This is a genomic window from Rhodococcus sp. 05-2255-3B1, from assembly GCF_002258545.1.
Classification (GTDB): Bacteria; Actinomycetota; Actinomycetes; order Mycobacteriales; family Mycobacteriaceae; genus Rhodococcoides.
Window position 1 is genome coordinate 20,900 of the sequence record NZ_NOZC01000001.1, and the last position, 14,142, is coordinate 35,041.

The 14,142-nt window shown below is 66.3% G+C and carries 14 protein-coding genes and 1 riboswitch; of the genes, 7 read left to right on the plus strand and 7 right to left on the minus strand.

Going from position 1 to position 14,142, the window contains the following annotated elements; genetic code table 11:
• The first annotated feature begins 143 nt into the window (after window positions 1-143).
• Both CH249_RS00100 and CH249_RS00105 read left to right on the plus strand, forming a co-directional pair.
• A complete protein-coding gene (locus CH249_RS00100) occupies window positions 144-635 on the plus strand; it encodes an inorganic diphosphatase (RefSeq protein ID WP_032395172.1) in 492 nt (163 codons plus the stop codon).
• A gap of 63 nt (window positions 636-698) precedes the next feature.
• Window positions 699-1,148, plus strand: coding sequence for a PAS domain-containing protein (locus CH249_RS00105; protein WP_032395173.1), 450 nt, complete (start codon window positions 699-701; stop codon window positions 1,146-1,148).
• Between the two features lie 48 nt (window positions 1,149-1,196).
• Here CH249_RS00105 and CH249_RS00110 read toward each other — a convergent pair whose 3' ends face one another.
• The 3 genes from CH249_RS00110 to CH249_RS00120 all read right to left on the minus strand — a co-directional run bounded on the left by CH249_RS00110 (window position 1,197) and on the right by CH249_RS00120 (window position 3,646).
• Complete coding sequence (locus CH249_RS00110; RefSeq protein ID WP_094628598.1) at window positions 1,197-2,267, minus strand: GGDEF domain-containing protein; 1,071 nt, start codon at window positions 2,265-2,267, stop codon at window positions 1,197-1,199.
• A gap of 85 nt (window positions 2,268-2,352) precedes the next feature.
• Window positions 2,353-2,817 (minus strand): MarR family winged helix-turn-helix transcriptional regulator, encoded by a 465-nt coding sequence (locus tag CH249_RS00115; protein ID WP_032395175.1) that lies wholly within the window; start codon window positions 2,815-2,817, stop codon window positions 2,353-2,355.
• A gap of 1 nt (window position 2,818) precedes the next feature.
• The gene (locus CH249_RS00120; RefSeq protein WP_032395176.1) at window positions 2,819-3,646 is read right to left on the minus strand and encodes a crotonase/enoyl-CoA hydratase family protein; all 828 of its coding nucleotides are present in this window, start codon (window positions 3,644-3,646) and stop codon (window positions 2,819-2,821) included.
• A 119-nt stretch (window positions 3,647-3,765) separates the two neighbouring features.
• Here CH249_RS00120 and CH249_RS00125 point away from each other — a divergent pair, with 119 nt between their 5' ends.
• Window positions 3,766-4,263 carry a 2-oxo-4-hydroxy-4-carboxy-5-ureidoimidazoline decarboxylase gene (locus CH249_RS00125; protein WP_032395177.1) on the plus strand — a complete coding sequence of 166 codons (498 nt, stop codon included), beginning with the start codon at window positions 3,766-3,768 and terminating at the stop codon, window positions 4,261-4,263.
• Between the two features lie 13 nt (window positions 4,264-4,276).
• On the opposite strand, the gene CH249_RS00130 is transcribed toward CH249_RS00125, so the two are convergent.
• Complete coding sequence (locus CH249_RS00130; RefSeq protein ID WP_032395178.1) at window positions 4,277-4,501, minus strand: DUF6480 family protein; 225 nt, start codon at window positions 4,499-4,501, stop codon at window positions 4,277-4,279.
• Window positions 4,502-4,529: 28 nt separating this feature from the next.
• Entirely contained in the window at window positions 4,530-5,174 is a 645-nt protein-coding gene (locus tag CH249_RS00135; protein WP_094683065.1) for a TetR/AcrR family transcriptional regulator, read from the minus strand.
• Between the two features lie 52 nt (window positions 5,175-5,226).
• On the opposite strand from CH249_RS00135, the gene CH249_RS00140 reads away from it, so the two are divergent.
• From CH249_RS00140 to CH249_RS00150, 3 genes are all read left to right on the plus strand, one after another.
• Window positions 5,227-6,231, plus strand: coding sequence for a hypothetical protein (locus tag CH249_RS00140; RefSeq protein WP_094646719.1), 1,005 nt, complete (start codon window positions 5,227-5,229; stop codon window positions 6,229-6,231).
• Window positions 6,232-6,235: 4 nt separating this feature from the next.
• Complete coding sequence (gene alc, locus CH249_RS00145; RefSeq protein WP_032395180.1) at window positions 6,236-7,219, plus strand: allantoicase; 984 nt, start codon at window positions 6,236-6,238, stop codon at window positions 7,217-7,219.
• 110 nt (window positions 7,220-7,329) lie between these two features.
• Entirely contained in the window at window positions 7,330-7,803 is a 474-nt protein-coding gene (locus tag CH249_RS00150) for a YbaK/EbsC family protein (RefSeq protein WP_032395181.1), read from the plus strand.
• 20 nt (window positions 7,804-7,823) lie between these two features.
• Here CH249_RS00150 and CH249_RS00155 read toward each other — a convergent pair whose 3' ends face one another.
• Window positions 7,824-8,324 carry a hypothetical protein gene (locus CH249_RS00155; RefSeq protein WP_094628608.1) on the minus strand — a complete coding sequence of 167 codons (501 nt, stop codon included), beginning with the start codon at window positions 8,322-8,324 and terminating at the stop codon, window positions 7,824-7,826.
• Between the two features lie 155 nt (window positions 8,325-8,479).
• On the minus strand, window positions 8,480-9,811 hold the full coding sequence (locus tag CH249_RS00160; protein WP_094646718.1) for an aminotransferase class V-fold PLP-dependent enzyme: 1,332 nt from the start codon (window positions 9,809-9,811) through the stop codon (window positions 8,480-8,482).
• Between the two features lie 54 nt (window positions 9,812-9,865).
• Window positions 9,866-9,981: riboswitch (SAM riboswitch) on the minus strand.
• A 212-nt stretch (window positions 9,982-10,193) separates the two neighbouring features.
• Here CH249_RS00160 and CH249_RS00165 point away from each other — a divergent pair.
• The gene (locus CH249_RS00165; RefSeq protein ID WP_235387266.1) at window positions 10,194-14,138 is read left to right on the plus strand and encodes a Pls/PosA family non-ribosomal peptide synthetase; all 3,945 of its coding nucleotides are present in this window, start codon (window positions 10,194-10,196) and stop codon (window positions 14,136-14,138) included.
• Window positions 14,139-14,142: the final 4 nt, after the last annotated feature.

Genomic DNA, 14,142 nt, shown 5'->3' on the forward strand with positions numbered 1-14,142 from the left:
GTTCCTCCGTATCTGCCGTGGTCGTACCCACGATCGTTCAGTCAACAGTATCCTCGGGTCCGGTAGCCTTGCGCCGCCACCATCGACACATTCGCAACGGTTCGGGCCCGGTCGGGCCCGAACGAAGACAGTGAGGACTGCACGTGCCGTTCGACGTCACCATCGAGATCCCCAAGGGGCAGCGCAACAAGTACGAGGTCGACCACGTCACCGGACGTGTTCGACTCGATCGCTACCTCTACACCGCGATGGCGTATCCAGCCGATTACGGCTTCATCGAGAACACGCTCGGCGAGGACGGCGATCCGCTCGACGCACTGGTTCTGCTGCCCGAGTCGGTGTTCCCCGGCGTCATCGTCGAAGCCCGTCCCGTGGCGATGTTCAAGATGGTCGACGAGGCCGGCGGCGACGACAAGGTGCTGTGCGTTCCCGCAGGCGACACTCGTTGGGACCACATCCAGGATCTGAGCGACGTCTCGACGTTCGAGCTCGATGCGATCAAGCATTTCTTCGTCCATTACAAGGATCTCGAACCCAACAAGCACGTCACCGGGGCAGACTGGGTGGGCCGCGCAGAGGCAGAGGCCGAAATCGCTGCATCATTCAAGCGCTTGGCGGACAATCCGGAGCACTGATCGTTTCGGCATCACACACCTCGCCCTCGGCCGAACGCCGACGAAACTAGTTTGGGGAAACGCATGACCGACAGCACTTCCAACGGTGATCGGCGCAATCTGGATTCGCGACCGATCTCGGATCCGACGCAGTTTCCCGATCTGCCGGTCACGGTCGTCCTCGACCGAATTCCGGTGCCGATCCTTGCCGTCGATCCCACCGGTGCCATCGTGTTCGCGAACGAGGCCTTCGACGATCTGTTCGGCCTGGACCGCACCGAGCGGGAGGACTTCCACCTGCACGACATCTTCCCCGACCGGGCACCGGAGGGCGTCAATGTCGCGGACATGTTCCTCACCACGGTGGCCACCCGCGCGGATTCTCTGTGGCGGATGACCGACAAGACCGGCGATATCGTGCAGGTCCGCGCCAGCAAGTCGATTCTGCGCCGCACCGAGGACACCATCGTGCTCGTCGCGTTGGAGGACTTCACCGATCAGCTGTGGAACGACCCCAAGAGCGCCTTGCGCTGACGGAAGTCACACGTTCTTCCCCGAACGACGACGGTGTACGCCGGCGGATCATTCGCCGGCATACACCGTCGCTCTGTTTCCGCCCGCGTGCTTGGACTCGTACATCGCGGCGTCGGCGTCGAGCAGAACGTTGTGCAGCAGGTCCTCCCCGTCACCCGACTCTGCTGCGTCCGACCAGCGGCTGCCGTTGATCATCGCCACACCGACGCTGACCGTCACCGGTACGTCGTCGAGCGAATCGTGGACGGATTCGCGGATCTCGTCGGCAATCGAGTGCGCCGCGGCTTCCGTGACCGGCAGCGCGATGGTGAATTCCTCACCTCCGGTGCGGGCCACACACGGCCGCGCCCCCGTGGCGCTCTTCAATCTACGAGCCGTGCGACGCAGCACGCGGTCGCCCACTGCATGGCCGTAGGTGTCGTTGACCTGTTTGAACTGATCGAGATCGACCACCATCAACGCCACCGAACGATCCGCGTCGAGCGAGGCCATCATGCGTTCGAACCGCAGTTCGAGGCCGCGCCTGTTGAGCAGGCCGGTCAGCGAGTCGGTGTTGGCGAGATCGAGTTGATGCTGAATCACGGCGCGAAACACCAGCACCGAATTGACCACCAGCAGTGTCGCGAGGGTCCTGGCGGCGGTCGACGCCAGATCGTGAGTGTCCTCCGCCAGCGCCAGCGCCGCCAGAACCACGACCGTCACATTGACGAACAGCATGTGGAATCCGAGCACTCGCCGCCGGGCGAAGTAGACGATGTAGATGCCGATCACCGCGAACAGGGCCGCCCCGTTCAGAGCCAGGTCGCGGCCGGCGAAGGTGAGCAACATCGCTGCGACGCCCACGTCGGCGTAAACCACGAACCACCCGGGCATGTGCGACGCATCCAGCGAACGCCGAAGCCACCACACTCCCACCGGGACGGTCGAGATCAGCACCAGCAGACAGACGACCTTCGCGGTCGTGCACGCGGGACCGTCGTCGGAGAACATCGCGATGGCCCCGATCAGACCGAACGAGGGAACCAAGGCGGCGATCCCGAGCGCGACGCGACGTTCGAGCCTCACCGAACCGACTCGCGGTCCGCTCGCCGGACCGTGCGGCGGTCGATCGCGATCCATTGGCACCGCGCCCCCTCCGTCCGAACCGGTTGTCCCGACTCGTCGCGCACTTCTACGAAACGATCCCTTGTCGACTGTCGGCGGCTCAGACGCTACCTGCGCGTCGGGCCGGAAGGTCCGGTCTCATTTCTTCGTAATCGGTCAAGAAACGATCCAGCAAAGCGACCAGTGACGCCCGGTCCTCGCGATCCCACCCCTCGATCACCCGACCGAGAGATTCGGTACGGCGTTGCTGAATTGCCGCGGCCACGTCCCGCCCGGACTGCGTCACGGCGAGAACGAAGGCCCTTCCGTCTCTCTCGTCGGGCACACGCTCGACGTGCCCCCGTTCGACCAGTTGAGCCACCTGCCTGCTCACCGTCGACGGATCCGAGTTCACCATCGTGGCCAGCTCACTGGATCTCATCGGCCCGTCACGCAGCAGGCGAAACAAGCATACGTAAGCAGCCCCGTCGACACCGCCCGAAGACGAGATCTGGGCGATGTTCCGCTCGCGCAAGCGTTGCAGCCGAACCAGCTGCGTGCCCAGTTCCTCGGCGAACTCGACCACGTCAGTTACCGGTGAACTGCGCCGGTCGCTTCTCGAACACCGAGGTGATCGCCTCGGTGAGATCGTGCGAGGCGAGGAAGGCGGCGTTCCAGGCCGCGACGTAGCGAAGCGAGTCGTCGACGCTGGAAGATCGGGAATGGTCGAGCACGGTCTTGATGCCCTGCACCACCAGAGGCGGATTCGCAGCGATGGCGGCGGCGCAGTCACGAGCAGCGGCCAGGGTGGCGTCGTGGTCCTCGAACACGTCGTTGACCAGGCCGATCTTCTCGGCGCGCGCGGCATCGATGTCCTTGCCCGTCAGAGCGAGCTCACGCATGTGGCCATCGCCGATGATCGCAGGCAGTCGGGCCAACGACCCCATGTCCGCGACGATCGCGACCCGGACCTCGCGCACGCTGAACTTCGCGTCGGCGCTCGCGTACCGCACGTCCGCGGCGGTGATGAGGTCGACGCCGCCGCCGATGCACCAGCCCTGAACCGCCGCGACGACGGGTTTGCGGCAGTCGGCAACCGCGTTGATGGCCTTCTGCATCGTCTTGATGGTGTCGTGGAACGACGTTCGGGGACCGGCCAATGCCTTGTCGGCCATCAGCGGACCGAATGTTCCTGCCATCGCTGCGAGGTCGAGTCCGTAGGTGAAGTTCTTACCCGAGCCCGCGAGCACGACAGCCCGAACCTCGGGATCGGCGTCGAGCTGCGCGAACAGCTCGGGGCTTTCGCTCCAGAAGTCCGGGCCCATGGCGTTGCCCTTGCCCGGGCCGAGAAGTGTCACGTTCGCGATGTGGTCCGCGATCTCCACGGAGAAGGCGTTCCAGGTTCGTTCCGTCATGCCTGCGAGCCTAGCGGCAGCGTCGCACAATGCTGCACCGCATGTTACGGCGCGTAACGTCTGCGCTAAGTCCCTGCTCAGCTCTGGTACATGCATCGAATCGCGCCCATCATCGACTCATGTTGATGCATCAGGGACTGGGCCTGGAGACGTTCAACGATCTGCCGCGCCGCAAGGCGGTCCATGCGCTGTACGAGTGCTGCTGCTCGGTGGCGTGGGCGTCCAGGGTGGCAGACGGCCGCAGGTACCGCTCACGGGCTGACCTGTTCGCCGCAGCCGACGCGGAACTGACCGAACTCTCGGACGGGGATGTGGATTCGCTCGCCGCGACGCTGCCGGAGCCGAGCAAGGTGTGCGCGGCCATGGACACCGACACTCGCGGTGCACTGGGAACTGCCGCCAGGGCGTACGAGGACCGGTTCGGTTACCCGTACGCGTCCAGCCGGTTGTTCGAGCCCGAGGGCTTCGAGCCGCGAGACATCCTGGTCGATCTGGGCCATCGCCTCGACAACGACGATCAGACCGAGCGCAAGATCATGCGCGACGAGCTGGCGAAGATCAACCACACAAGATTGGATCGCCTGCTGGGGCCCGAAGGCGGTTGGCCCCAGTACTGAGCTCGGTCGGGGATCAGCCGAACAGACCGACGACGCGACCGATCAGTCCACCGGCGATCAGGATCGCCAGCAATGCCACGACGCAGATGACGACGATGGGCATCACCCGGCTGCGCTGCGGCGGCTCGTGATTCGGACCGCCGATTCCGGTTTCGGCGGGCGGGGTGTCTCCTGGCGTGACGCCGCCTCCCGCTTCGAGTCCTGTGGTGACGTCGGGGTCTGGATTCTGGGCATTCATCTTGTGCGGTTACCCGGTGCGGTCTCGCTCAATCGAGATGTGTCCTGGCTATCGCTCCCGCGAACAGTTCCGACACCGCGTCGGCGATGACTCCCTCGTCGATCTCCTCCGGATCCACCGAATGTTCGACGGCCAATCCGGAGATCAATGCCGCCAGTGACGTCGCGAGGCGTCGGGCATCGAAGTTCTTGCCGACTCCCCACCGCCCTGCGTGCTCGGCGATGAGGCGTTCGAGCTCCCCGCGCAGCGCGCGACGGTCGGTGCGGTAGCGCTCGGCGACGGCAGGGTCGCGTCCGGCGAGGATGCCGAACTCGACGGTCAGCAGGGGCCACCGGGGTTCGGCCACCACCCAGGACGCTATCTCGCCGCCGCCCGCTCCTGCCGCTGCACCGGAGTCCAGATCGGATACGTGGGCCAGTACGCGGGCGGCGAGGTCGAGGGAACGGCGGGCGAGCAGTTCGACGAACAGCGCTTGCTTGGACTCGAAATTGGAGTAGACGGCTCCCTTGGTGAAGCCGGCTCTGTCGGCGATATCGGTGAGTTTCGCTGCGGCATAGCCACGTTCGGTGAATTCGTCGGCTGCCGCGGCGAGCAGTCGGTCCCGAACGTCGGTGCGTTGGGGTCGTCGCCGATCCTGTGTCGGCCCCCACTTTTGTTGCTCCTCCGCATTCACGATACCTAGAGTATTGAATACCTCGGGTATCGACAAGATTCAGGAGTCACCCATGCGCAAGATGCCACTGCTCGCTGCCGCGGTGCTGGTACTTCAGCTCGGCTTCATCCTCAGCTACGTCTCGGCCTTCCATCAGCCGACGCCGCACGCGATCCCCATCGCGGTGGTGACCGAGCCCGGCCTCCCCGAGGGACTGGACCAGCAGACCGCCGACCGCCTCGACGCCATCGACGGCACCCCGCTCGCGGCACGCACCGCAGCCGATACCGCAGAGGTCCGTTCACTGCTCCGCGACCGAGACATTCTCGGGGCGTACGTCCTCGGTGCCGACGGAACGGACACCCTCATCACCGCGAGCGCGGCGGGCAGTTCCGTGGCCACTGCGCTCGAATCGATCTTCACCGAGGTCGAGGCCTCGCAGGGTCGCCAGATCGTGGTCCGCGACGAGATTCCGGTGGGAGTACACGACAACCGGGGGCTGTCCGGCTTCTACCTCTCGGTCGGCTGGGTCGTCGGCGGCTACCTGCTGGCGGCAGCATTCGGACTGCTGATCAGGGCACCACAGTCGCGTCGCGAAACCTGTTCGCACGTCGGAATTCTCGCTGCCTACGCCGTCGCCTCGGGTGCACTCGGCGCCTTCCTCACCACCCATGTCCTGGAAACGTTTGCCGGCCATTGGTTTCCGCTCGCGCTACTGGGCACCGGCGTGGTCTTCGCCACCGGCCTGTTCACCATGGGCCTGCGCGCACTGATCGGGGTCGCCGCGGTTCCGGCCGCGATCGTACTGTTCGTCATTCTCGGAAACCCGAGCGCAGGAGGCGCTTTCGGGGCAGACGTCCTGCCCTCGCTCTACGCTTCCATCGGCCGGTGGATCACTCCGGGCATCGGCACCGAGGGCGTGCGCAGCATCGTGTACTTCTCCGGCACCGGACTGGGGCAACCCGCACTCGCACTTGCTCTGTACATCGTGATCGGCACGCTGCTGATGGGCGCGGCAGCACTGCGTCGCCGGTCCGAACACAACCCGGTGGCTCCACGCGCGACCAGTAAAGTGTGATCCCATGACCGCCAACTTCCCCTTGCCACTGCCCGATCTCGCCGTCCGCACACTCGGAGGCGCAGTCGTGTGGGCGAACGACGAGACGTTCGCGGAGAAGGAGAATCTCGTTCGGCCCGGAAAAGCCGACTACTCGACGGCGACGTTCGGACACAAGGGCCAGATCTACGACGGGTGGGAGACACGACGCCGACGCGAGGCCGGCTACGACGAGGCCATCGTTCGTCTCGGAGCGCCGGGTGTCGTCTCGGCGGTCGTTGTCGACACCGCGTGGTTCACCGGAAACTATCCGCCGGAGATCTCGATCGAGGCCGCCGAGGTCGACGGCTTTCCGTCACCGGAGGAGCTTCACACCCAGACGGAGTGGACCACGATCGTCCCGCGCAGCTCGGTCGACGGCGACAGCGAGAACAGGTTCACCGTCGCCTCCGATGCTCGGTGGACGCACGTGAAGCTGTCGATCTATCCCGACGGCGGAGTGGCGCGGTTGCGGGTGCTCGGCCGCGGCAAGCCCGACCCGAAATTTCTCGCTGCCGGGCCGGTGGACCTGGCTGCACTCGAGAACGGCGCGTACGTCTCGGCATGCTCGAACATGTTCTACAGCTCGCCCAACAACCTGCTCTTCCCCGGACCCCCACGGTCGATGGGTGAAGGCTGGGAGACCTCGCGTCGACGCAACGAGGCGAACGACTGGGTCCAGGTGCAGCTCGCCGGCACCGGACTCATCTCTCTGGCCGAACTCGACACCACCTGCTTCCTCGGAAACGCGCCCGGTGCGGCATCTCTGCGGGGCCGGCTCGGCGACGGCGAGTGGATCGAACTGTTGCCACGTACGACGCTGCAGCCCGACACCCGGCATCGCTTCGTCCTCACCCACGACACCCCGGTCTCCGAGGTGCGCATGGACATCTTCCCCGACGGCGGGATGGCGCGATTGAGACTGTTCGGTGATCTCGCGGGAGTGGAGCCTGCAGGAACGACCCAGTAGGGCGGGAGTGGAGCCTGCAGGAACGACCCAGTAAGGCGGGAGTGGAGCCTGCGGAATGACCGGATAAGCAAGCATCTGCGTAAACGGTCGCGGGGAAATAGGGTTGGCACATGACCCGGCTACTTCATCCGAATGCAGCCCATGTTGCCGATACTCTGATCTCTCGCGGCCATCACGGTGTGGTGGTCAACAGCCCTGAGGGCACGCACACCGCCGCCGATGCTGCCGCGGCGCTGGGCGTCGAAGTGGGTGCGATCGTGAAGTCGATGGTGTTTCTGCTCGACGACGAGCCGGTACTGCTACTGGTTTCCGGTGCCCACAACGTTCATCTCGAGCACACCGGTGAGCGTCTGGGCGGGACGTTGATGCGCGCGCCCCTGGACACGGCCAAGCACGCAACCGGGCAGCCGATCGGGGGGATCGCACCGGTCGGCCACCCCACCAATCTGGACACGTTCGTCGACCAGGATCTGGCCGGATACGCCGAGGTGTGGGCGGCCGCCGGTCACACCAACACGATCTTTCGGTCCACGTTCACCGAGTTGGTGCGCATCACCGCGGGTCTGGCGATCGACGTCACCTGACCCTGCCCCACTGTCGGGGCTCAGGACGCGAGTGTCGGGGCGATGGGTGCGCCGAGGACCGAGTCGACGACGTCGATGTCGAGTCGGGTGCCGCGCGATTCGAGCAGCGGCAACACTGCGTTGTTGATCAGTACCGACTGGCGAGCGACATCGCCTGGCACCGTCAGCGTCACGCCGTCGGCCACATCGGCCGCGGTGACATCGGAGATCAAACTGGCCAGGCCCGCCGGTGTTCCGACGTAGCGGATGGACGCCGGGCTGGTCGGCGCGTCCAATGCGGCGAATTCCCGACGTGCTGTCCGGGCATCGGTTGCGATGTGGATCTCGAGGTCGAGAAACACTGCTGCGCTGTCGGCAGATTCGCCGCGCTCGACTGCCTCGGCCCGCACCCGGGCCCGGTGTTGCTGGGATTCGCGCAGGTCGGAGGCCTGGATCCGGACTACGTCACCGTCCGACGGCAGGGTCAGTTCGGTCCAACCTGCAGAGAATTCGACGGCGACACGGGTGAAGTTGTGCGACATGAGTGGTGGTCCTGTTTCTGGAAGTCGGTGAACGCATTCGGTCGGAGCGGAGCCGAACTCGAACACGACCCGGACGCAGTGCGGCACAGATCCACGTATCTGTTGCTCCAGTGACGGTTGCCCGTCCACACGACACTCACGGTCATGACGCCATGCTAACGGCCTGCGGGGCTGCACGGGGATCCAACCCCGGCGGCCCCGTCGGCCAGTTCGGGGAAGGGCCGCGGGTCGGGTACCGGGTTCCACCAGCCGGCGTCCTCCGCGTAGTGCCAGTTCGGTCCCGACTCGACCAGGGCGTCGAGAGCGTCGACGAGTCGGTCCACATCGGCCGACGAGCTGCCGAGGCCGATACTGGCTCGAACCGCTCCGGCCGCGTGCCCCAGCCGGCTCAGCAGGGGGTGTGCGCAGAACTTGCCGTCGCGCACACCGATTCCGTGTTCGGCGGACAGGTACGCAGCCACCTCACCGGGATCGCGTCCGGCAACGGTGAACGTCACGATGCCCACACTGTCGGGCGCGTCGGCCCAGACCCGGAGCTGCTCGACGCCGTCCAGATCCGCCAGGCCGCGCCGCAGTCGGGACGACAATTCCTGCTCGTGCGCCTGCAGTTCGGCATCGTCGAATCCGGCGATTGCCTCGCAGGCCGCGGCGAGAGCGGCGACCCCGAGCACGTTGGGCGTGCCCGCCTCGTGCCGCTGCGGTGCCGGAGCCCAGTCGGTGTTGTCGATGCTCACGCTGCGCACCGCGCCGCCGCCGGCCAGGTGCGGCTCACCGGCGTCGAGCCAATCACGTGTGCCCACAAGCACTCCCGCGCCGAACGGGGCGTAGAGCTTGTGGCCGGAGAACGCGAGGTAGTCCACGCCGAGTGCGGCGATGTCGACCCGCCGATGCGGAACCAGCTGGGCACCGTCCACCGCGATGCGTGCGCCGTGCCGGTGCGCCAGTGCTGCGAGTTCCGCGATGGGAAGTACCTCACCGGTGACGTTCGATGCGCCCGTGATCGCCAGTAGTGCAGCAGGTTTCGCGGCGAGCTCCACGTCGAGCCGGGTGATGGTCTCGGCGAGGGTCGACGCCGCCACCACCACTCGTCGATCGCGCCACGGGAGCAGGTTCGCGTGGTGTTCGATGTCGAGCACCACGGTATCGCCCGGCACGCAGGCGGCCAGCAGGTTCAGCGAGTCGGTGGTGTTCCGTGTGAACACCACCACCGAATCACTGTGCGCACCAACGAAATCAGCGACCGTCACCCGAGCCTTCTCGTACGCCGCCGTCGAGACCCGTGAGGCGTAGCCGGCACCCCGGTGCACGCTCGAGTAGAACGGCAGCAGTTCGGCGATTCGATCGGTCACCGCGTCCAGGGCCGGCGCGCTGGCGGCGTAATCGAAGTTCGCGTAAGTGCATGTGCCGCCGTGGACCAGCGGTACCTGCAGATCCGTGCCCGAAACAGGGGCAAAAGGAGCACAGGGGCGGGAGAGTACAGATGTCATGACAGATCAAGCCCTCACGTTCGAGGGACCCGCAACCGAAGGACGTGGTGAACGAGTCCGCGCTTGCCGCGCCGGTTTTCCGGCATCAGCCTGGTCGTCACCCGGAGCACCCCACCGCGGAGGAGGGTTGCCGACCAGCTAGCCGGGGCTTGATGCTGGTACTCGTGACCGTGGGAAAGACACTCGCAAACTCGCTGCCGTTTTGTCAAGCCGGGACTCGCCCCTGCGCCGCAGTAGGATTCCCGCGGTGGGAAGGCGCGCTCGTTCACCTGCTGGCAAACAGAACGTGAGATAACCAACGGCGCTGCTGCTCGCCAGCACCACAGAATCACTTGCCAACGCAGAGTTACTTGCAACGAATGAGAAGGACGCCCGGTTGTCTGTGCATCGAGAGAACGATCTGCCGGGTTCGAGCGCGGACACAGCACCTGCCCCGGCGGCGTTTCTTCGCTCGCCGCAGGCTCCACCCGCCCGGACGCTCATCGACATCCTCCGCGACACGGCACATCGTTTCCCCGACGCCCCCGCGATCGACGACGGTGCCGTGTCGGTCAGTTACTCCGAGTTGTTGGACGACATCGCCGAGGGCGCTCAGTGGCTCGCCAACGCCGGTGTCAGGCGCGGCGATCGCGTCGGAATCCGCATGCCGTCGGGTTCGTTCTCCCTCTACGTCGCGATCCTGTCGATCCTCGCGGTCGGTGCTGCCTACGTGCCGGTGGACGCGGACGATCCCGAGGAAAGGGCCGAGTTGGTCTTCGGCGAGGCGCAGGTGACGGCCATCGTCACCGCGGGCGGCATCGCGGCCGGTACTGCCCCCAAGCAGGACGTTCCTCAGCACGACCTCACCGAACACAATGCCGGACCGCCCACCCCGCAGGACGACGCGTGGGTCATCTTCACCTCGGGTTCGACGGGCACTCCCAAGGGCGTTGCCGTCAGTCATCGCAACGCGGCGGCGTTCGTCGACGCCGAGGCCCGCATGTTCCTGCAGAAGGATCCGCTCGGTCCGGGCGACCGAGTGCTGGCCGGATTGTCGGTGGCGTTCGACGCGTCGTGCGAGGAGATGTGGCTGGCGTGGCGGCACGGCGCGTGTCTGGTTCCCGCGCCCAGGTCTCTGGTGCGGTCCGGCTTCGACCTCGGCCCGTGGCTCGTCTCCCGCGACATCAGTGTCGTCTCGACGGTCCCGACGCTGGCGTCGCTGTGGCCCGCGGTGGCTCTGGAAGCGGTGCGGCTGCTCATCTTCGGCGGCGAAGCCTGCCCGCCGGAGTTGGCCGAGCGACTCGCCGTCGAGGGCCGTGAGGTCTGGAACACCTACGGCCCCACCGAGGCGACGGTCGTCGCGTGTGCGGCGATCATGGACGGCAAGGGTCCGGTCCGGATCGGGCTCCCCCTCGACGGGTGGGACCTCGCTGTCGTCGACGGCTCCGGCACCCCGGTGCAGGTCGGCGAAGTCGGTGAGCTGGTCATCGGGGGCGTCGGACTCGCTCGGTATCTGGATCCGGCCAAGGACGCCGAGAAGTACGCGCCCATGCCGTCCCTCGGGTGGGAACGGGCGTATCGCAGCGGCGATCTGGTCAAGCTGGAGCTCGAAGGTCTGTTGTTCCAGGGTCGCGCCGACGACCAGGTCAAGCTCGGCGGTCGACGCATCGAGCTCGGCGAGATAGACAATGCGCTGCAAGCACTTCCGGGCGTCGGCGGTGCGGCGGCCGCCATCCGCAAGACGGCTGCCGGTAACTCGGTGCTCGTCGGGTATCTCGCGAGCACCAACCCCGATTTCGATCTCGAAGCCGCTCGCGAGTTGCTCGCCGAACAGTTGCCTGCGGCGCTGGTTCCGCGCCTGGCGTTGGTCGACGAGATGCCAACGCGTACCTCGGGCAAGGTCGACCGCAATGCGCTGCCGTGGCCCCTGCCCGGCATGGCGGGTGCCTCCTCGCTCGGCGGCACGGCGGGGTGGGTGGCCGAATTGTGGACCAACATCCTCGGCGCGCAGATCGCGGACGAGAACGCCGATTTCTTCGCCAACGGTGGCGGTTCGCTTTCGGCCGCGCAATTGGTGACGGCGCTGCGCGAGCGGTTCCCCGAGATCACCGTCGCGCAGCTCTACGACCACCCGCGGCTGGGTTCGCTGGCGCAGTATCTCGACGACCTGAAGCCGGTCGTCGAGGCCGTTCCCCGTGAAGTCGCCCCGACCTCGCGCACCGCGCAATGGGCGCAGATCGCGGCAACGGTTCCGTTGACCACCCTGACCGGATTGCAGTGGGTCACCTGGCTCGGACTGCTGTTCAACGTCATGTCCTGGTTCGGCGACGTGCCCTGGGCTCCGACGCTGTCCTGGTGGTGGGTGCTCCTGGCATTCGTCCTGTTCATCACCCCGGTCGGCCGCATGGCGATCTCGGTGATCGGATCGCGCATCCTGTTGGCCGGGCTGAAACCGGGCGCGTACGAGCGCGGCGGGAGTATGCACATCAGGCTCTGGGCCGCAACGCGATTGACCGATGCCAGTGGTGCGTCGAACCTGTCGGGCGCACCGTGGATGGTCTACTACGCGCGCGCTCTCGGTGCCAAGATCGGCAAGGGCGTCGACCTGCACACCCTCCCGCCGGTCACCGGCTTGCTCGAGTTGGGTGACGGCTGCTCCATCGAGCCGGAGGTGGACCTGTCCGGTCACTGGATCGACGGCGATCTCGTCTACATCGGCGGCATCGAGATCGGTGCCGGTGCCACCGTCGGTGCCCGCTCGACGCTGCTGCCCGGCACCAAGGTCGGCAAGAACGCGGTCGTCACGGCAGGCTCCGCCGTCGTCGGACGCGTGAAGGCCGGCCAGATGTGGTCCGGTTCGCCGGCTCAGAAGGTCGGCAAGGCCGATCATCCGTGGCCCGCGGAAGCTCCACCACGGGCAACCCATTGGGTCTTCGCCTACGGCGTCGCATCTCTGTTCCTGTCCGGCATGGCTTTGTTCTCGATCGGCGTCAGCCTGGTGCTGATGGGCTGGTGGATTCACACCGCCGACTCCGTGCTCGACGCCTTCGAGCGTGGTCTGGTGATGTTGCCCGTGGCGACGCTGGTGTCGTTGGCGGTGTTCGCGCTGATCACCGTCGTTGCGGTGCGGGTGCTCAGCATCGGCCTCGTCGGCGGCTACCACCCGGTGCGCAGCCGCATCGGTTGGCAGGTGTGGGCCACCGAGCGCCTGATGGACTCGGCGCGCACGTTCCTGTTCCCGCTCTACGCGTCGCTGTTGACGCCCCATTGGCTCCGGCTGCTCGGCGCGAAGATCGGCAAGGACGTCGAGGCGTCGACGGTGCTGATGATCCCCAAGTTCACCACGGTCGCGGATGGCGCATTCCTCGCCGACGACACCATGGTCGCCAGTTACGAACTCGGCGGCGGCTGGATGCATCTGGGCGATGCGAAGGTGGGCAAGCGAGCGTTCCTCGGCAATTCCGGCATGACCGGTCCCGGCCGAACCGTCCCGAAGAACGGTCTGGTCGCCGTGCTGTCCGCCACTCCGGACAAGGCGAAGTCCGGCTCGTCGTGGCTCGGCAGCCCGCCGGTGCGGCTGCGTCGAGCCGCCGGTAGCGCGGACTCGTCACGCACGTTCGATCCGGCACGCAAGCTGAAGGTCGCCCGCTCGCTCGTGGAGACGTGTCGGTTGATTCCTGTCGTCGTGACGTTCGGCATCGGACTCGGTGTGTTGTTCGGGCTGACCGCCGTCGCCGACGCCGTCGGATATTGGTTGGCGGCATTGGTCAGTGGCCTCGTGCTTCTCGTCGCCGGTTTCGTGGCCGCTGCGGTGTCGGCGTTGGCGAAGTGGCTGTGGGTGGGCCGGATCGGCAAGACCGATCATCCGTTGTGGAGTTCGTTCGTCTGGCGCAACGAGGTGGCCGACACCTTCGTCGAGACCGTCGCTGCGCCGTGGTTCGCGCGCGCTGCCGAGGGCACAGCGGTGTTGAACATGTGGTTGCGATGGCTCGGTGCCGATATCGGCCGCGGAGTCTGGTGCGAGACGTACTGGCTTCCCGAGGCCGATCTGGTGACATTGGCCGACGGTGCGACCGTCAACCGAGGGTGCGTTGTGCAGACGCACCTGTTCCATGATCGGATCATGTCCATGGACACGGTCGATCTCGGTAGAGGCGCAACACTGGGACCACACTGTGTCGCGCTGCCTGCATCGGGAATCGGTGACGGCGCGACGGTGGGGCCCGCCTCCCTGGTGATGCGCGGTGATACGGTTCCCGCGCATACTCGTTGGCAGGGCAATCCGATCGCGCCCTGGGCCAAGGGGGATCCCTTCCCGCGCATCCGCGACGACCGAAACGAGGGGTGATCTT